Genomic DNA, 17,168 nt, shown 5'->3' with positions numbered 1-17,168 from the left:
CGTCGAGGGCGGTGGCGACCGGGCGGCCGGCGACCTGGGGCGCGGACAGGGCCGTCAGACCCGGGACCGGTACAGCCCGAACTCCTTCAGCCGTACGGCCCCCCGCGCCCCCGTCACCCGCAGCCGCCACCTCCGGGCCCGTACCGGAGTCGGCAGCAGCAGGATGCGGCTCGCGCCGATGGTGCCGGCACCCGTGACCCGCGTCCAGGCACCGTCACGGAACGCCTCGACGACGAAGGACTCCACCTGCTGGCCGTCCCGGATGTCCTCCGCGAGCCGGACGCGGTCCACCTCCCGTTCGCGGCCCAGGTCCAGCGTCACGCGGTCCGGTGCCGTGGTCCTGCGGGCACCCCGTGCCAGGTCGTGGGGCAGCTCGCGGTCGACGCGCTCACGGAACTCGCGCAGCCGGACGACGTCCGTGCCGTGCAACAGTCCGTCGGTGTCCGGCGGGACGTTCAGCAGCAGCACCGCGTTGCGGCCCACCGAGCCGAAGAAGATCTCCGTCAAGTAGTCGACGGACTTGGGCTGTTGGTCGGCGTGGTAGAACCAGCCGTCGCGGATGGAGACATCGCACTCGGCGGGCCACCACTGGAGGTAGTCCGTCGCGGGCTGCGCCGTCACCAGGGCGGCTCGGCTGCCCTCGTCGGGGGTGTCGTACGACAGCGCCCAGTCGGTGCGGCCGTACTGGTTCTCCTTGACCGGGACGACGCTCCACTCGTCCTCGCGCGCGATGCCGCTCTCGTTGCCGACCCAGCGCAGGTCGGGGCCGGTCACGGCGATCGCCGCGTCCGGGGCGAGGGCCCGCACCAGGGCGTACCAGCTGTCCCAGTCGTAGCTCTCCACCTTGTCGGGCGGGATGTGCCCCTGCGCGCCGTCGAACCACACCTCGTCGACGGGCCCGTACTCGGTGAGCACCTCGTACAGGGTGTTGAGCATGTGGGCGCCGTAGTCGGTGGCGTCGAGGGTGTGGAAGCGCTCCGGCGTACGGTCGTCGCCGGGCATGAGGGTCGGGATCGTGCGCGGGGAGCGGGCGCTGCCGTTGGCGTAGACGCCGTGCAGGTACTGGTTCTCGTCGGCGGGCGAGAGGTAGACGCCGACCTTGAGGCCGTACCGGCGCATGGAGTCGGCGAAGGAGCGCAACACGTCGCCCCGGCCGTCGCGCCAACTGCTGGACGCCACCGAGTGGCCGGTGTAGCGGGAGGGGTACAGGACGAAGCCGTCGTGGTGCTTGACGGTGAGGATGGCCAGCTTGAAGCCGCCGTCCTTCAGGGCCGCCGCCCACTGGTCGGTGTCGAGGTGGGTCGGCTGGAAGACGTCCGGGTCCTCGTCGCCGGTGCCCCACTCCAGGCCGGTGAAGGTGTTCACGCCGAAGTGCAGGAACGCGGTGCGCTCCAGGCTCTGCCAGGCGATCTGCCGTGCCGTGGGCCGGACTTGGGACGCCTTGCGGACGAGGTCGGCCTCGGTGTCGTCCGGCGAGACGGGGATGCGGTAGCGGGGGTCACCGACCGAGGCCACCGCCGGGCCCGGGATGCCGGTCACGGCGAGGCCGGCGGCCGCGGTGACGAAGAGGCGTCTGGAGACAGTCATGGGGGCTCCTCAGCTCAAGTGCCAGACCCTGGGGGCGCGTTGGTCGGCCGGATACTGCACGATCCGGCCGTCGTCGGTGACGGTGAGCGCCATCTGCGTGATCGCGTTGACGAGCCGGTAGCCGCCCGCCGCGGGCTCCAGCTCCCAGCGCTGCAAGGTGCCGGTCGGGTCGCAGGCGTCCCAGGTCGCCTCGACTCCTGGTTGCAGCGGCACGTTGAGCGTGAGCTTGCCGCCGCTGATCGCGAGGCACCCGGCCGCCGACCGGAGGGTCGCGTAGCCGTCCGCCGTGCGCCGCACCGAGGCCGTGAAGGACTGCCCGAAGGTGTACGTCCCGTCCGCCACCGGCACCCGGGTCAGGTCTCGCCATCCGGGTGCGTGCCCGACCGCCGTACCGCGTGCCACGAACTCCGGGTAGGTGGCGTCGGGGTGCGGATCGCCCCAGGTGGCCTGGGCGACATGCCGCAGCGCGGGCCACAGCCGTACGGCGACCTCGTTCTCGGTCTCACCGCGTCCGTTGTCGGGCCACAGGCTGATCTTGGCACCGGTGACGCCCTTCGCCGAGGCCGGCTTCTCGCCCTCGAAGCTGCGCGGGTCCCAGCTCTGGTCGTAGAGGGACTCGGTGTCGCTGTGGAAGCCGCCGCGGATCAGGTAGAGCGAGTAGGCGGAGTTCATCACCGGGTAGCCCTGCGCGATGAGCCGACTGGGTTTGACCGCCACGTCCAGCCAGTGCTCGACGGTGGTGTCGGTCTTCACGGGCACGGTGTTGGCGCCGGTCAGCCCGTCGTTCCAGATGCGCAGCCGTACGCCCTTGGCCGCCGCGTGGTCGTGCACGCGGTTGACGAAGTCGACGAAGGCGTCCTGCGGGGTGGCGTCCGGACCGTACTTCTGCTGGGCGTACTTCAGGATCTGCGGGTACTTCGCGAAGTCGGAGCCGAGCATGTACTCGTCGGCGCCCATGTGCCAGGACTTCGCGGTGAAGACCTGGGCGTACTCGTCCAGCAGGCTCGTGTAGTAGTCGAAGGCCGCCTGCCGGGTGATGTCGAGGCGCGAGGGCTGCCTGACACCGCCGGAGTCGGTGAGCTGGAGGTCCGGGCGGTTCTCGATCCACGGGTCCATGTGTCCCGGGGAGTTGATCTCGGGGATGATCTCGACGTGGTACTTGTCGCCGAGCGCGACGAGCTGCCGTATCTCGTCCTTGGTGTAGTAGCCCCAGGTGTTGGCCTCGGGATGGGCGTCGCTCCTGACCTTCAGCTCCACGAGGAGCTGGTTGAGCTTGTGGTAGGCCATCTCCCGGACGAGGTTCTCCAGCCAGGGCAGCGAGACGTGGACGTAGCAGGCGCACACGCCCACGCCCCGCTCCTTGTAGCGCGGCACGTCGACCGTGCGTCCGGCCGGGACGCGGTCGCCCTGCGCGAGGAGCTGGAGCAGGGTCCGCGTGCCGTAGAAGACGCCGGTCTCGGTCGCTCCGGTGATCGACAGGCGTGCGCCGGCGCGGAGTTCGTAGCCCTCGGCGCCGAGGGAGCTGAGGGACGGCCTCACGTCGACAACGATGTCACCGGTCCGGGCTCCCCCGCGTACGACGGGGAGCGAACCGCGACCGGCTGCCCGCAGGTCACCGGCGAGCGTGTCGGCGACCCGGCGTTCGGCCGGACCGTCCGCGACCAGCCGGGCCCCGGGCCGGAACACGTAGGTGCCCGGCTCCGGAGTCCACCGGGTCAGGGCGGGCACGGTGACCGGTCCCGCCCGGTTCGAGCGGGCGACCGCCGGCACGGGTGCCAGGAGCAGCGTCAGCAGCGCCACGACGGCGGCGAATCTCAGCCGTTTCCTCATCAGCGACTCCCTATTCATCGGATGGCTGATAATCGAGGTCACCGATTGCACTGTCAACGGAGCTGAATCGGCCGGGAGTTACGCCAGAGATCGGATGACCTGCGGGCCTGTGCCCCTCACCCGCCCTCACTCGTCGCGGAAAGTCCAAGAGGACCGCTCCGAATGTCCAAGCCCGTGCGCTCTCGACGTGACGTCCGCCGCGGGGCAGAGTTCTCCCTACGTACTCGCGAGTAGCCCCGAGGAGCGCACGTGACCACCTGGGTCGGCCGTACCGCCGCCGAGATCGCCGCCGCCGTCCGTGAGAAGCGGGCCACGCCCCGGGAGGTGGTGGCCGAGCACCTCGCCCGGATCGGGAAGCTGGACGGGCGGGTCGGGGCGTTCCGGGTGGTCCGCGCCGAGGCGGCACTGGCGGAGGCGGACGAGGTGGGCTCCCGGGACGATCTGGGTGAACTCCCCCTGGCCGGTGTGCCCGTGGCTGTCAAGGACAACCTCGCCGTGCGCGGCGAGACCAACCGCGTCGGCTCCACCGCGACCCCGGACACGCCCGCCGGGGCCGACCACGAGGTCGTGGCCCGCCTCCGGGCCGCGGGCGCCGTGGTCGTGGGGCTGACGAACGTCCCGGAGCTGTGCGTCTTCGGTACCACCGAGGGCGTCCACGGCACCTCCCGCAACCCCTGGGACACCTCGCGCACGGCGGGCGGCTCGTCCGGTGGCAGCGCGGCCGCGGTCGCGGCGGGCCTGGTCCCGATCGCCCTCGGCAACGACGGCATGGGCTCCCTGCGCATCCCGGCGGCCAACTGCGGTCTCGTCACGCTGAAGCCGGGGTCCGGCGTGGTGCCGGCCGGCATCAGCGACGGCGACTGGTTCGGCATGTCCGAGAACGGTCCCCTCGCGACCACGGTCGAGGACGCCCGCCTGCTGCTCTCGGTCATCGCCGGCACCGAGTTCGTACGACGGGACGCGCCCGCCACGCTCGACGTCGCCGTGTCCCTGCGCAGCCCGCTCGCCGGGGTCACCATCAGCGCCCCGTACACGAACGCGGTCCGTGAGGCGGCCGGGCTGCTGATCAAGGCAGGGCACCAGGTGCGGCGCGCCGACCCGCCCTACCCGCTCTCGCTGGGCGTCACCTCGCTCGCCACCTGGACGGCGGGCACGTCGGTGGACGCCCAGGGGCTCGATCCCCGCCTGCTGGCCCGGCGCACCCGGGTGCACGCGGCGATCGGCCGGCGCTTCGTCAAGGGCGTCCGCAAGGGCGGGGCCCGGCAGGAGCTGCGCGAGCGCCTGGAGCCGTTCTTCGCCGAGCACGACGTGCTGCTGCTTCCGGCGCTGGCCCGCCGTTCCCCCAAGGCCGAGGCCTGGCACGAGCGGGGCTGGCTGCGCAACGTCCTCGCCAACACCGCCTACTCGCCGCTGACCCCGCCGTGGAACCTCACCGGCTGGCCGGCCATGTCGGTCCCGCTCGGGACCCTGCCCTCGGGCGCCCCCACCGCCGTACAACTGGTGGCCCGGCCGGGGTCGGAGACGGTGTTGCTGGAGGTCGCGGAGGAGCTGGAGCGGCGGCGGCCGTGGCGGCGGACGGCTCCGCTCGACTGAACTCCTAGCCCTTCAGGGCCTTGTACATGATGTGCAGCCCGACCAGGCCGTGCCGGGGGTGCTCGAAGGCGTCCGGCACGGTGCCGATGATCGTGAAGCCGAGCGAGGTCCACAGCTTCACGGCCGGGTTGGTCTCCACGACGGCGTTGAACACCATGCCCCGGTAGCCGTCGGCCGCGGCGGCGGCCAGGATGTGCTCGGCGAGGGCGCGGCCGATGCCGCGGCCGCCCTGGTCGGGGTCGACCATGAAGCCGGCGTTGGCGATCCGGGCGGCGGGGCCGCCGTAGTTGGGGGTGACGTAGGCCGAGGCGACGAGGGCGCCGGTCTCGTCCTCGACGACGTGGACGCGCTTGGCCGGGTTCATCCACAGCGCCCGCGCGGCTTCTTCGGAGGTGTCGGGGTCCCAGGCGTAGGTCTCGCCCGCGGCCACGATCCGGTGCCAGAACGGCCAGATCCGTGGCCAGTCGTCGGCCACGGCTTCTCTGATCAGCATGGGCGTGAGTCTCGCACGCCCATGCCGTCGGCGATCGCGAAGGTCCCGCCGTCAGTCCACGCTGGGCAGGATGTGGGGCTCGGCGAGGTCGTCCTCGTAACCCGCGAGACGGATGGGGGCGGAGCGCGCCCACACGTCGAGGCTGCCGATGTCTCCGGGCCGTCGGCCCGCGCGCTCCGGGCGTTCCTTGGGGCGCTGTTCGCGATTCGTCTTCTCCGGTGTCACCGCGCACTCCTTATGTGTCGGGCTCACCCTCGGGACGTGCCGGTCCAACCTACGGTCGGTGCCTGGACGTCCGCTCGGGTCTGGGTCGAGATCGGTTCGGACGCGGTGGCGCCGTGCAACTCATCTGAGAGCAGGCCGTGGTGACCGGCTTGTCCCGGGACGGACTGTGGGTGTGGGTGGGACCCCGTACTGCCGTCCGTCGGCTACAGATTAACCAGATGAGCGGTGACCCGCTCGATAGGGACTGAAAACAAGGTGTAACCATTGCACTTCACCTTGACTTGTCCGGCCGCGTTCCGCCTGATTTGTCATGTGATGCCCCTTCGGGAAGTCACCCGTTCGGCCTACGGCTCGACCGGCCCTCCGAGCCGTCGGGGTCGCGCAGTTCAAGTCCCGTTGGCCGATTCGCAAGGCACCCATGATCTGCTGACCCACGGCAACGGCCGGCCCGGCGGGAGGTCTGACGTATGGAACTGCGCAGTGTCGACGAGCTGATGGATCTGCTGCACGCCTGCGGCAGCGAACACGCCCTGCGGACCGCCGCGCTGCTGCGGCGCAGTCGGCCCGCCGACAAGGAACTCCAGGTGGCGGGCCTGGTGATGGGGACCGGACAGGCGGCCGAGGTCGTACGCATCCTGCTCGGCGAACGGGTCTACCGCCTGGCCCGCCGACAGGGCCCCGCCCCCGACGACGACCTGCTGCGCCTGGCGGCCGAGGAGAGCCGGACGGCCCGGTTCGACGCCGGCGTCCTGGAGGACTGGCGTGCCGTCCTGGAGCTGGTCGCGGCACACAACTCCCGCCTGGAGACTGTCGACTGACGACCCGTCATGAGACCGTACGGCAATGACGTCCCCGTACGGACTGCATGGCAGGGCCGCCCTCGTGACCGGCGGCACGCGCGGGATCGGGCGCGAGGTGGCCCGGCAACTGGCCGACGCGGGCGCGCTGGTGTGCGTCACGGCCCGGGACCGGGAGGAGGTCCGGCGGACCGCAGCCGAACTCGGCGGCGTCGGGCTCGCGGGCAGCGTCGCCGACCCGGCCCATCCCCGCGCCCTCGTGGACCTCGTCCTGCGTGAGTTCGGCCGCCTCGACATCGTGGTCAACAACGCGGCGACGAATCAGCCGTACGGCCCCCTCATGCAGGTCGATCCGGACGCGTGGCGGCAGGCCTTCACGGTGAACGTCGAGGCACCGTTGCGGCTGGTGCAGGCGGCGTGGCACGGGTGGATGCAGGAGCACGGCGGGTCGGTGGTCAACGTCTGCACGGAGGGCGCCGGGCACGTGGGGCCGAACGTCGGCGCCTACGGCACCAGCAAGGCGGCGCTGCTTCACCTCACCCAGCAGCTGGCAGGCGAGCTGGCGCCGAGGGTGCGGGTCAACTCCGTCTCCCCCGGGCTCGTCCGCACAGAGATGGCCAGGTTCGTGTGGGAGAAGGGCCCCGTCGAGCTGCCGCTGGGCCGGATCGGCGAGCCCGGGGACATCGCGCGGGCGGTGGTGTGGCTCGCGTCCGACGCCGCGGAGTGGATCACGGGGGCGGATCTGCTGGTGGACGGGGGCACGCGGGTGCGGGCGGCGCGCCCGGGCGGGTACGCCGTCCATGACCGGCTGCGGGCGGGCGCGCCGCCCGGGCCGTGACCGCTCCTCGTCACGGAAACGCGAGGAACCAGACGATGACCACCAGGGCGATGAACGCGATCAGGACCACCGTGAAGAGCCTGCCGCGTTGTGTCGTGCCGCCACCGCGGGGCCGGTCCTCGGGCAGGGTCGCGTCGGCGGGGCGGTCGCCCGAGTAGAACTCCTCGTCGCTCGGGTAGACGTTGCGCGGATCGCTGCGCGCGCGTGGATCGATGCCGTGCGGCTCGCTCATGAGAACCTCCCGGTGCGCTGTTCTCAGGTCCCCGGGTGCCCAGCCGGCGACCTGATCACACGCGTCGGCAGCGGCTCACCACTTCCCGGGCGCGTAGTCCTTCAGGAAGACCCCGTAGACGTCCTCGCCGTCCTCGCCGCGCACGATCGGGTCGTAGACGCGGGCCGCGCCGTCGACCAGGTCCAGGGGGGCGTGGAAGCCCTCCTCGGCGAGCCGGAGCTTGTCGAAGTGGGGGCGCTCGTCGGTGATCCAGCCGGTGTCGACCGAGGTCATGAGGATGCCGTCGGTCTGGAACATCTCCTGGGCACTGGTCCGCGTGACCATGTTCATCGCGGCCTTGGCGGCGTTCGTGTTGGGGTGGCCAGCGCCCTTGTAACCGCGGCCGAAGACGCCCTCCATCGCGGAGACGTTGACGACGTAGGAGCGGCCGCTCCGCGCCTTCTTCGCGGCGTCGGCCATGGCCGGGCGCAGGGCGCTGATCAGGATGAACGGTGACGTGTAGTTGCAGAGCTGGGTTTCCAGGAGCTCCACCGGGGAGATCTGGTCGATGGTCTGGACCCAGGTGTTGCTGTCGACGACGTCGGGGACGAGGCCGCCCGCGTCGATGGCGGTGCCGTCGAGGTGCCGGGCCACGCTGGCGTTGCCCGCGACCAGGGCGAGATCGGCGACCTGCTGCGCGTCGAGACCGGAGATCCCGGCGGGCAGCGAGGCGAGTCCGTCGACCGCGCCGGAGCCGAAGGCGCCGATGACGTGGTGGGCGGGGAGTTCACCGGCGGGCAGCGGGGCGCTCTCGCCGTCGACCAGGGCGGCGTAGGCGGAGGGCAGCCGGCGTACGGTCTGGGTCGCGTTGTTGACGAGGATGTCGAGCGGGCCCGCCTCGGCGACCTGCTCGGCGAGGGCGACGGCCTGCGCCGGGTCGCGCAGGTCGATGCCGACGACCTCCAGGCGGTGCAGCCAGTCCCCGGAGTCGTCCATGGCCTTGAAGCGGCGGATGGCGTCCTTCGGGAAGCGGGTGGTGATCGTGGTGTGGGCGCCGTCGCGCAGCAGCCTCAGCGCGATGTACATGCCGATCTTGGCGCGGCCGCCGGTGAGCAGGGCCCGCTTGCCGGTGAGGTCGGCGCGGACGTCGCGCTTGGCGCGGTTCAGGGCGGCGCAGTCCGGACAGAGCTGGTGGTAGAAGTAGTCGACCTCGACGTACCGGGTCTTGCAGGTGTAGCAGGAGCGCGGGCGCTGGAGTATCCCCGCGACCCTGCCCTCCTCGGTCCGCGACTGCGGCAGGATGCCCTCGGTCTCGTCGTCGATGCGCTGGGCGGAGCCGGTCGCCGTGGCCTCCGTGACCGCCCTGTCGTGGGCGGTCTTGGCGGCCCGGCGCTCCTGCCGGCGGCGCTGCTTCACGGTGCGGTAGATCCCGGCGGTGGCCCGGCGCACGGCGATCGCGTCGGGGTGGTCGACGTCCAGCTTGTCGAGCTCGTCGAGCACGCTGAGGCAGACGGCCAGCCGCTCCGGGTCGATGCCGGGGCCGTACGCGACCTCGTCACCGGGCTCGCGCACGACCTCGTCCCTGGTCGTCGCCGAGCCGTCCTCTGTCACCGTCATCGCGCTGCCGTTTCCCTGGTCACCCGTGCGGCTGTGGCCGCGTCCGCTGGTCGAACGCGGAATTTTACTTCAGCGCGGGGCCCCGACCGAAACCGGAGACGATCAAGAACCGCAGGCGACCAGCAGTTCCTGCACCTCCTCGGTCAGCGCCCGGGCCAGGAGGTCCAGGTCAGGCACCGCTTCCGCGTCGGCGACCAGGCCGTAGTGCACCTGCCCGCGGTACGTCGAGATGGCGACCGCGAGGGACTGACCCCGCGCGAGCGGGGCGAAGGGGTAGACCTCGGTGACCGGGTTTCCGCCGAGCTTCAGGCCGATGCCGGGCAGGGGCACGCTGGTGACGAGGATGTCGAACCAGAACCGCGCGCCCTGACTGGCCAAGGGCCCACCGAGGCGGTGGCCGAGAGCAGGCACGTGGTCGGCGAGCAGGGCGACGGCGCCCGCGCCGCGGTGGGGGCCGGCGTCCTTCTTGCGGTCCATGGCCGTGCGGACCGTGTCCAGACGGCCCAGCGGGTCGGGGTCGTCGACCGGCAGCCGCACCAGGTACCCGGAGAGCCGGTTGCCCTGGGGGTGCGCGGTGCGCGGGCGGCGCCGGGAGACGGGGATCAGGGCGCGGGGTGCCACGCCCTCGCTGCCGTCGCCGCGCTCGTCCAGCCAGCGGCGCAGGGCGCCGGCGACGACCGCGATCAGGACGTCGTTGACGGTGCCTCCCCGGCTCTTGCGGACGCGGTGCACGTCGTCGAGGTCGACGACGACTCCGGCGGTGCGCCGGGTTCCGGTCGGCTCGGAGGTGAGGGCGGCGGAGGAGCGCACACCCACGGAGGACAGGGCGACCGAGGCGCCGATGTCGAGGGCGCGGCCCAGGTCGGAGACGGCCCCCCGGACGAGTTCGGGCAGCTTGCGCACGTCCGGGAGCAGGCTCTTCGCGGGCTCCTCGGGGCGCGGTTTGCGGGTCGGCATCTCCATCGGGTCCAGGACGGCGGCGGCGAGCGTCAGTGCCCGCAGTCCGTCGGCCAGGGCGTGGTGGAACTTGAAGAGCACGGCGAAGGAGACACCGTCCTCCCCCGGCAGCACATGCGCCTCCCAGGGCGGCCGCTCGCGGTCCAGCGGCCGCTGCATGAGCCGTCCGGCCTCGGCGTGGAAGTCCGCGGTCGGGGCGTGCAGCAGGACGTGCCGGAGCGGGTCGAAGTCGGGGTCGGGGACACGGGCGGCTCCCCCGAAGGCGTACGGCAGGCCGAGCGGCCACACGTCCCGGATCCGCATCCGCAGGCCTGGTACGGCGGCCGCGCGGCCCGCGAGCAGGTCGGCCGCGTGGGCACCGGCGGTGGGCGAGTGCGCAGTGAAGACGCCGAGCGCTCCCAGGTGCATCGGGTGCTCGGCGGATTCCATGTTCCAGAACGCCAGGTCGAGAGGGGCCAGCAGGTCAGAAGTCAATGGCTTGCCTCGCGTCGACAACGGGTGGACCAGCAGTCAATCGCCCTCCGGCGATTACGGTCAAGTACGATCAAGCTACGCTCAGTTAACAGCAGATTAAGTCCCGCCCCGGGGAAAGGGGCGGGACACCTGGGGCGGACGGGTTCATCCGTGGCTGATCAACACCCTGTCGGAGTCGCCCGGGAGGCCTCCCGCATCCCCGTCGCCGACAAGCCGCCGTCTCCGAGTGCCGTGGGCGGGCCGCGCGCGGAGAATGGACGGAAGAACCCTCCCTGCCGGAAGAAGGCGACGGAGATGCCGAAGGTTTCCCGCGACACGGCCACTCAGGGCGGCGACTACGGGGCGGTCGTCGACCGCGCCGAGGTGTTCGGCGACTACACGATCGACTTCCTGACCTTCCGCGAGGACATCGACCACGGGCCCCTGCTGAAGGGGCTGCCCGACGACCGCTGCCAGTGCCCGCACTGGGGCTACGTCTTCAGGGGCGAGGTCACCTTCCACTACGCGGACCACGACGAGGTGTACCACGAGGGCGACGCGTTCTACGCCCCCGCGGGACATGTGCCGGTGCACACCGAGCCGGGCAGCGAATACCTCCAGATCAGCCCCTCGGACGAGCTGCGCCGGACCAGCGAGGTGGTCATGAGGAACATCGAGTCCCTGCAGGGGCCCGAGAACAGGACCTAGGACACCAGCTGCCCCTTGCCGAGCGCGATCACCCCGCCCTTGGAGACCGTGTACAGCTCGGCGTCCCGCTCCGGGTTGACGCCGATCGTGGCGCCCGGCGGGACCTCGACGTTCTTGTCGAGGACGGCACCGCGCACCACCGCGCCCCGGCCGATCTTGACGTTGTCGTGCAGGACCGAGCCCTGGACGACGGCCCCCGGGTCGACCAGGACGCCGGGTGAGAGCACGGACCGGGTGACCTGGCCGCGGATGAGGCAGCCCGCGCTGATGATGGACTCGCTCGCGATGCCGCCGGCGTTGAAGCGCGCCGGGGAGAGCTGACCGGAGTGGGTGTAGATGGGCCACTGCCGGTTGTAGAGGTTGAAGGCGGGGCGCTCGGCGATCAGGTCCATGTGGGCGTCGTAGTAGGCGTCCAGGGTTCCCACGTCCCGCCAGTAACCGCGGTCCCGGGTGGTCTCGCCGGGGACGTGGTTGGCGCTGAAGTCGTAGAGCTGGGCCTCGCCGCGGTCGGTGAGCTGCGGGAGGATCGAGCCGCCCATGTCGTGGACGGAGCTCTCGTCCTCGGAGTCCCGTTGCAGGGCTTCGATCAGGGCCTTGGTGGTGAAGATGTAGTTGCCCATCGACGCGTACACGGTCTCCGGGTCGTCCGCGAGTCCGGGCGGGTCGGCGGGCTTCTCCAGGAAGCGCTCCACCGTGAGGCCGTCCGAGCCCGGGGAGATCACCCCGAACGACGACGACTCGGAGCGCGGGACCCGAATCCCGGCCACCGTGACGCCCGCGCCGGACTCGATGTGCTGGGTGAGCATCTGGCGCGGGTCCATGCGGTACACGTGGTCGGCGCCGAAGACCGCCACGTACTCGGGGCGTTCGTCGTAGATCAGGTTCAGGGACTGCAGGATCGCGTCCGCGCTGCCCAGGTACCAGCGCGGTCCCAGGCGCTGCTGGGCGGGCACCGGCGTGATGTAGTTGCCGAGCAGGCTGGACATCCGCCAGGTCGTGGTGATGTGCCGGTCCAGCGAGTGCGACTTGTACTGCGTGAGCACACAGATGCGCAGGACGTCGGCGTTGACGAGGTTGGACAGGACGAAGTCGACCAGTCGGTACGTCCCTCCGAAGGTGACCGCTGGTTTGGCGCGGTCCGCGGTCAGGGGCATCAGGCGTTTGCCCTCTCCGCCCGCGAGTACGATGCCGAGCACCGAAGGTCCGCCACGACGCATGGCCGCTCCCCTCACCGTGATTTCACCCATCACTGCCCTTGCGAGGGGCTTAGTACGCCTGTTTGACGATCTCCTCGTAGAGCCGGACCGTGCGCCGAGCGACCGCGTCCCAGCCGAACTCGCTCACCGCGCGCTCCCGTCCCGCCTCGCCCATCCGACGTGCCGTCGCCGGATCACCGATCAAGGAGTCGAGTGCCCCCGCGAGGGCCGTCTCGAACCCGTCGTCCACGGTCACGAGCAGTCCGGTCCTGCCGTCGTCCACGACCTCGGGGATACCGCCGACCCGCGAGGCCACCACGGGAGTGCCGCAGGCCATCGCCTCCAGGTTGACGATGCCGAGGGGTTCGTACACCGAGGGGCACACGAACACGGCCGCGTGGGTGAGGAGCTGGATCACCTCGGGGCGCGGCAGCATCTGCGGGATCCAGTGCACGCCCTCGCGGACCCGGCTCAGCTCCTCGAAGAGCTCGCGGAACTCCCGGTCGATCTCCGGGGTGTCCGGCGCGCCCGCGCACAGCACGACCTGCGCCGACGGATCGATGTCCCGGACGGCGCGCAGTAGGTGGGGCACGCCCTTCTGGCGGGTGATGCGGCCGACGAACAGCACGAACGGGCGGTCGCGGTCCAGTCCGATGCGGTCCAGTACCTCGGTGCCGTGGTCGGGCCGGTACAGGGCGGTGTCGATGCCGTTGTGCACGATGTGGACCCTGGCCGGGTCCAGCGCCGGGTAGCAGCCGAGGATGTCCTCCCGCATGGCCCCCGACACGGCGATCACCGCGTCCGCGGACTCGATCGCGGTCCGCTCGGCCCAGCTCGACAGGGCGTAACCGCCGCCGAGCTGCTCGGCCTTCCAGGGGCGCAGGGGCTCCAGGGAATGGGCGGTCATCACGTGCGGGATGCCGTGCAGCAGCTTGCCGAAGTGTCCGGCGAGGTTGGCGTACCAGGTGTGCGAGTGGACCAGTTCGCGGCCTTCGAGGCCCGCGGCCATGGAGAGGTCCACGGAGAAGGTGCGCAGCGCGTCGTTGGCGGTGTCCAGCGCGGACCAGGGCCGGTGCCGGACCACACCCTCCGCGCGGCCCTCGCCCCAGCAGTGCACGTCCAGGTCGACGAGGGGCCTCAACTCCCGGGCGAGGAACTCGACATGGACACCCGCACCGCCGTACACGTCCGGCGGGTACTCCCGGGTCAGCAGGCCCACTCGCACCCGGTACCCCCTGTCTCAGCGACTGATCGGCTTTCATGGTCACCCAGATGCGCCGCGCGCGGAAGAGCGCGGGGCTCGTGTGAAGCAACAGTCACCACACAGGCCACCCCCCGGCAACCGGTAGTACAGACAGCAGCTTCGGCGGCGGCCGGTACCGTCGAGCGTTCCCGCGAGCAGGGGGTGGGCGAGGAGCTCGGCGGCGAGATCACGGGCGCGGGTGGCGAGGTCCGCGCGGTGGCCGAGCTGACGGGCGGCGCCGGCGAGCGCCGATCCGGCGTTGCCCCACAGCAGTCCGGTGGCCGGCCGGTACTCGGTGCGCAGCACGACCGCCAGGGGTTCGAGATGGCCGTGCAGCACGACCTCCGCGATCGTCCCGGCGTCGCCCGGCAGCCACGTCACCGCGTCCAGCCACAGATCGTCCGGGGCGCTCGCGTCGGGGTCCCAGCGCAGCCGGTGCGGGGCCAGGTCCGGGATGTGCCCGTACAGGACGGCGCAGCCGAGCGCCACCGACCACAGCCGGGCCGCGAGGCCCTGGTGGGCGATGGAGGCCGCGATCCGGGGCTCCTGGGCTCCCAGGGCGTCGGCCACCTTCCGGACACGAAAATTCAGTGTATTTCCGTAAACATCCGATCCCCGGTGCTCGTAGACTTGTGCGAGGGTCGGCAGCGCCGGGCGCGACGCCGCGGGAGTGCCGCCGATCGTCCGTAGTACGAAGAAGGCGCCGAGCGGTCGCAGCGCCGCGAGATCCGGGTCGAGGTCCACGACCAGCAGTAGTACCAAGACCCCTAGGGGTACCCAGCAGGGGGCCTCCCTCCCGTGTCACCCGACCTGGGGAGGACACGGACCCTTTTGTACTCCATCGGCAGTAGGACCCATTGCCTGCTCAGGGACGACGACGGGAAGAACTTTTCCGGGCATCGTGTTGGTCATGGAAGACGACCGTTCGTCGCGCCGGGCACAACGCCCCCGCCTCACGCAGAGGAGCAACTCATGAGTGCCCTCGCGTTGTCCGTGCTCCTCTCCCTCGTCTCCGCCGTCGCCTACGCGGGCGGAGCGATCGTGCAGGAGCAGGTGGCGGTGTCGCACCCCGACGAGCAGTTCGCGCCCCTGCGCCGGCCGAGCTGGTGGGCGGCGGTCGCGCTGAACGGCCTCGGCGGACTCCTGCACGTGGTGGCGCTCGCCTACGGTCCGCTCAGCCTGGTCCAGCCGCTGGGCGCCCTGACGATCGTGTTCGCCCTGCCGATGGCCGCGCTGCTCGTCGGCCGCAGGGCGGGGGCCACCGCCTGGCGGGGCGCGATCATGGCGACCGTGGGTCTGGCCGGTCTGCTCTCCCTGGTCGGTGCCTCCGACGCGCACTCGCTCAGCACGGCCCAGCGGGTGTTCGCCGGGCTGGTGACGGCCGCCGCGGTGATCGCGCTGATGATCGCCGGCCGGGCCGCGCACCGGCACCCGGTGGTGCGCAGCGTGCTCCTCGCGACCGGGTCCGGCATCGCGTTCGGCATGTCCTCGGTGTTCACCAAGACCGTCGCCGTCGACTGGACCGGCGGCGTGTCGACGGCGGACCTGCCCTCGCTGGCGGCGATCGGTGTCCTGGCCACCGCGGGTCTGATGCTGTCGCAGGCCTCCTACCGCGGCGCCGGACTCGCGGCCCCGCTCGCGACGCTGACGGTCGTGAACCCGGTGGTGGCGGCCGTGGTCGGCATCACGATGTTCGGAGAAACCTTCCGCTACGGCGCCACGGGCACCGCGCTCGCCCTGAGCTGCGGTGTGGTGGCGGCGGGCGGCCTGATCCTGCTGACGACGGAGCGGATCCAGCGCACCCACGCCGAACCGTCGGCGGCGGCCGCGGACCCCGACGGCGCGGACGTGTTCGTCCCGGCTCCCGCCGAGGCACCGGCCGACGCTCTGGTGCGCGAGGGCGTGCTCGTCGAGCAGATCGCCGCGCTGCGCGAGGAACTGCTCGTGCCGGGTCCCGCCCTGCCCGAGACTGCGCCGACGAGCACCTCGTCCGAGGAACTTCCGGACCCGGGCGGCGAACCCCCGGCGTACTACGGCCCCTTCTACGGCGCCGCGTACATCCCGATGCCGGTCCTGGACCGGCACCGGACCCGAGTCAAATCCTGATGCCGCCGGCCCGGAGGTACGCCACCGGGTCGACGTCGCTGCCGAAGCCGGGCCCCGTCCGCACCTCGAAGTGCAGATGCGGGCCCGAGCTGTTGCCCGTGGAGCCGGACCGGCCGATGCGCTGGCCGGGGCCCACGCTCTGCCCCGACTTCACGGAGATCGCCGACAGGTGGGCGTACTGCGTGTAGCGGCCGTCGGCGTGCCGGATCACCACCTGGTAGCCGAAGGAACCGCCCCACCCCGAGGTGACGACCTTCCCGGCCGCGACCGCCTTCACGGAGGTCCCGGTGGGCACCGGGAAGTCGACGCCGGTGTGGTAGCCCTTAGACCAGGCGGAGCCCGCCTTGCGGTACGGGGTGCCGAGGGAGCCGTTCACGGGGGCGACCAGCCCGGTGTCCGCCGCCTTCTCGGTCCTGCGGGTCTTCTCCGGCTTCTCGGTCTTCTCCCCGGTGTCGGCGGAGGTCTTCTTCTTCGTCGAGGTGTGCTCGGTGGTGGTCGTGCCGGCGGTGCCGCGCAGCTTGAGCCGCTGCCCGGGCAGGATCAGGTCGGGATCGGCACCGACCGTCTGCCGGTTGGCGGTGTACAGCCCCCGCCAGCCGCCCCGCACCTTGTGCGCGTCGGCGATCCCGGAGAGCGAGTCGCCCCGGACCACGGTGTACATCTGCGCGGACCCGGCCCGCGACTGCGGGGGGGTCTGCGGCTGGACGTCCCGCGCGGAGACCGTGCTCTGCGTGAGCGGCTGGACGTCCCGCGCGGAGCCGGTCTTCTCGGTGAGGGGCTGGATGTCGGGGGTGGAACCTCCGCGCGTCAGCCCCGCCCGCACCGAGCACGCCGGCCAGGCCCCCGGTCCCTGCCCCTCCAGCACCTTCTCGGCCACGGCGATCTGCTGGTCCCTGGTGGCCAGATCCGCGCGGGCCGCGTACCGGGTGCCGCCGTACGCCTCCCAGGTGGACTGGGTGAACTGGAGCCCGCCGTAATAGCCGTTGCCGGTGTTGATGCTCCAGTTGCTGCTGGACTCGCACGCGGCGACCTTGTTCCAGGTGTCCACGTCGGCGGCGTGGGCGGTGCCGGTGCCGATGAGCGGGACCGCGATGCCGACGCCGCCCGCGGTGACGGTGAGCGAGGCGCGGTTGATCCTGTTCGGCTGATACCGGCGATGCCGGCCCCGTACGGCCATGGAGGCCTCCCCCTAGACATGGTCCTGCGTCAGGAGGGGCAAAAGTAAGCGCCGCGAACAGGCCATGACAAGACGGCAACCGGCCGCGTGGGGGCGCGCGTCGGACGGGCGTGTCCGGCTGAACGCAACGAGGCGCC

At 71.7% G+C, this 17,168-nt stretch carries 16 protein-coding genes; 5 read left to right on the top strand and 11 right to left on the bottom strand.

Annotation, left to right across the window (positions count from 1 at the left end; genetic code table 11):
* Positions 1-54: 54 nt before the first annotated feature.
* Together ABZ098_RS15395 and ABZ098_RS15390 are read right to left on the bottom strand one after the other, a co-directional pair.
* The gene (locus tag ABZ098_RS15395; RefSeq protein ID WP_356591091.1) at positions 55-1,587 is read right to left on the bottom strand and encodes an alpha-L-fucosidase; all 1,533 of its coding nucleotides are present in this window, start codon (positions 1,585-1,587) and stop codon (positions 55-57) included.
* Between the two features lie 9 nt (positions 1,588-1,596).
* The gene (locus ABZ098_RS15390; RefSeq protein WP_356591089.1) at positions 1,597-3,417 is read right to left on the bottom strand and encodes a family 20 glycosylhydrolase; all 1,821 of its coding nucleotides are present in this window, start codon (positions 3,415-3,417) and stop codon (positions 1,597-1,599) included.
* Positions 3,418-3,666: 249 nt separating this feature from the next.
* Here ABZ098_RS15390 and ABZ098_RS15385 point away from each other — a divergent pair, with 249 nt between their 5' ends.
* A complete protein-coding gene (locus tag ABZ098_RS15385; RefSeq protein ID WP_356591087.1) occupies positions 3,667-5,010 on the top strand; it encodes an amidase family protein in 1,344 nt (447 codons plus the stop codon).
* A gap of 4 nt (positions 5,011-5,014) precedes the next feature.
* On the opposite strand, the gene ABZ098_RS15380 is transcribed toward ABZ098_RS15385, so the two are convergent.
* Both ABZ098_RS15380 and ABZ098_RS15375 read right to left on the bottom strand, forming a co-directional pair.
* Complete coding sequence (locus ABZ098_RS15380; protein ID WP_356591085.1) at positions 5,015-5,503, bottom strand: GNAT family N-acetyltransferase; 489 nt, start codon at positions 5,501-5,503, stop codon at positions 5,015-5,017.
* Between the two features lie 51 nt (positions 5,504-5,554).
* Entirely contained in the window at positions 5,555-5,728 is a 174-nt protein-coding gene (locus ABZ098_RS15375; RefSeq protein ID WP_007386357.1) for a hypothetical protein, read from the bottom strand.
* 467 nt (positions 5,729-6,195) lie between these two features.
* On the opposite strand from ABZ098_RS15375, the gene ABZ098_RS15370 reads away from it, so the two are divergent.
* Together ABZ098_RS15370 and ABZ098_RS15365 are read left to right on the top strand one after the other, a co-directional pair.
* Positions 6,196-6,546: a hypothetical protein gene (locus ABZ098_RS15370; protein WP_356591083.1), complete on the top strand. Its 351-nt coding sequence runs from the start codon at positions 6,196-6,198 to the stop codon at positions 6,544-6,546.
* 25 nt (positions 6,547-6,571) lie between these two features.
* Complete coding sequence (locus ABZ098_RS15365; protein WP_356591081.1) at positions 6,572-7,363, top strand: SDR family oxidoreductase; 792 nt, start codon at positions 6,572-6,574, stop codon at positions 7,361-7,363.
* A gap of 10 nt (positions 7,364-7,373) precedes the next feature.
* Here ABZ098_RS15365 and ABZ098_RS15360 read toward each other — a convergent pair whose 3' ends face one another.
* The 3 genes from ABZ098_RS15360 to ABZ098_RS15350 all read right to left on the bottom strand — a co-directional run bounded on the left by ABZ098_RS15360 (position 7,374) and on the right by ABZ098_RS15350 (position 10,622).
* Complete coding sequence (locus ABZ098_RS15360; RefSeq protein WP_356591079.1) at positions 7,374-7,595, bottom strand: hypothetical protein; 222 nt, start codon at positions 7,593-7,595, stop codon at positions 7,374-7,376.
* A 75-nt stretch (positions 7,596-7,670) separates the two neighbouring features.
* Positions 7,671-9,191 (bottom strand): SDR family NAD(P)-dependent oxidoreductase, encoded by a 1,521-nt coding sequence (locus ABZ098_RS15355; RefSeq protein WP_356591077.1) that lies wholly within the window; start codon positions 9,189-9,191, stop codon positions 7,671-7,673.
* Positions 9,192-9,293: 102 nt separating this feature from the next.
* Entirely contained in the window at positions 9,294-10,622 is a 1,329-nt protein-coding gene (locus tag ABZ098_RS15350; RefSeq protein WP_356591075.1) for a wax ester/triacylglycerol synthase family O-acyltransferase, read from the bottom strand.
* Positions 10,623-10,916: 294 nt separating this feature from the next.
* On the opposite strand from ABZ098_RS15350, the gene ABZ098_RS15345 reads away from it, so the two are divergent.
* Positions 10,917-11,309, top strand: coding sequence for a hypothetical protein (locus ABZ098_RS15345; RefSeq protein WP_356591073.1), 393 nt, complete (start codon positions 10,917-10,919; stop codon positions 11,307-11,309).
* Here the strand turns inward: ABZ098_RS15345 and glgC are convergent.
* Genes glgC through ABZ098_RS15330 form a run of 3 tightly spaced genes read right to left on the bottom strand, consistent with a single transcriptional unit; the run spans position 11,306 to position 14,510 of the window.
* The gene (glgC, locus tag ABZ098_RS15340; RefSeq protein WP_356591071.1) at positions 11,306-12,526 is read right to left on the bottom strand and encodes a glucose-1-phosphate adenylyltransferase; all 1,221 of its coding nucleotides are present in this window, start codon (positions 12,524-12,526) and stop codon (positions 11,306-11,308) included. The genes ABZ098_RS15345 and glgC overlap by 4 nt on opposite strands.
* Before the next feature lie 49 nt (positions 12,527-12,575).
* The gene (gene glgA, locus ABZ098_RS15335; protein ID WP_356591069.1) at positions 12,576-13,730 is read right to left on the bottom strand and encodes a glycogen synthase; all 1,155 of its coding nucleotides are present in this window, start codon (positions 13,728-13,730) and stop codon (positions 12,576-12,578) included.
* A 39-nt stretch (positions 13,731-13,769) separates the two neighbouring features.
* Positions 13,770-14,510, bottom strand: coding sequence for a (2Fe-2S)-binding protein (locus tag ABZ098_RS15330; protein WP_356591067.1), 741 nt, complete (start codon positions 14,508-14,510; stop codon positions 13,770-13,772).
* Between the two features lie 210 nt (positions 14,511-14,720).
* Here ABZ098_RS15330 and ABZ098_RS15325 point away from each other — a divergent pair, with 210 nt between their 5' ends.
* Complete coding sequence (locus ABZ098_RS15325; protein ID WP_356591065.1) at positions 14,721-15,854, top strand: DMT family transporter; 1,134 nt, start codon at positions 14,721-14,723, stop codon at positions 15,852-15,854.
* Here the strand turns inward: ABZ098_RS15325 and ABZ098_RS15320 are convergent.
* A complete protein-coding gene (locus ABZ098_RS15320; RefSeq protein WP_356591063.1) occupies positions 15,844-17,031 on the bottom strand; it encodes a transglycosylase family protein in 1,188 nt (395 codons plus the stop codon). The genes ABZ098_RS15325 and ABZ098_RS15320 overlap by 11 nt on opposite strands.
* Positions 17,032-17,168 lie beyond the last annotated feature (137 nt).

It is taken from the genome of Streptomyces sp. NPDC006335 (assembly GCF_040612795.1).
In the GTDB taxonomy this organism is placed as follows: domain Bacteria; phylum Actinomycetota; class Actinomycetes; order Streptomycetales; family Streptomycetaceae; genus Streptomyces.
Note: the sequence above shows the minus strand (reverse complement) of the source record. Positions and strands in the feature narration are given on the sequence as shown.

Coding starts and splice junctions, on each gene's coding strand:
- ABZ098_RS15390 (WP_356591089.1), bottom strand. CDS start 3,417: ATGAGGAAACGGCTGAGATTCGCCGCCGTCGTGGCGCTGCTGACGCTG.
- ABZ098_RS15345 (WP_356591073.1), top strand. CDS start 10,917: ATGCCGAAGGTTTCCCGCGACACGGCCACTCAGGGCGGCGACTACGGG.
- ABZ098_RS15325 (WP_356591065.1), top strand. CDS start 14,721: ATGAGTGCCCTCGCGTTGTCCGTGCTCCTCTCCCTCGTCTCCGCCGTC.
- ABZ098_RS15380 (WP_356591085.1), bottom strand. CDS start 5,503: ATGCTGATCAGAGAAGCCGTGGCCGACGACTGGCCACGGATCTGGCCG.
- glgC (WP_356591071.1), bottom strand. CDS start 12,526: ATGCGTCGTGGCGGACCTTCGGTGCTCGGCATCGTACTCGCGGGCGGA.
- ABZ098_RS15395 (WP_356591091.1), bottom strand. CDS start 1,587: ATGACTGTCTCCAGACGCCTCTTCGTCACCGCGGCCGCCGGCCTCGCC.
- ABZ098_RS15355 (WP_356591077.1), bottom strand. CDS start 9,191: ATGACGGTGACAGAGGACGGCTCGGCGACGACCAGGGACGAGGTCGTG.
- ABZ098_RS15360 (WP_356591079.1), bottom strand. CDS start 7,595: ATGAGCGAGCCGCACGGCATCGATCCACGCGCGCGCAGCGATCCGCGC.
- ABZ098_RS15365 (WP_356591081.1), top strand. CDS start 6,572: ATGACGTCCCCGTACGGACTGCATGGCAGGGCCGCCCTCGTGACCGGC.
- ABZ098_RS15370 (WP_356591083.1), top strand. CDS start 6,196: ATGGAACTGCGCAGTGTCGACGAGCTGATGGATCTGCTGCACGCCTGC.
- ABZ098_RS15320 (WP_356591063.1), bottom strand. CDS start 17,031: ATGGCCGTACGGGGCCGGCATCGCCGGTATCAGCCGAACAGGATCAAC.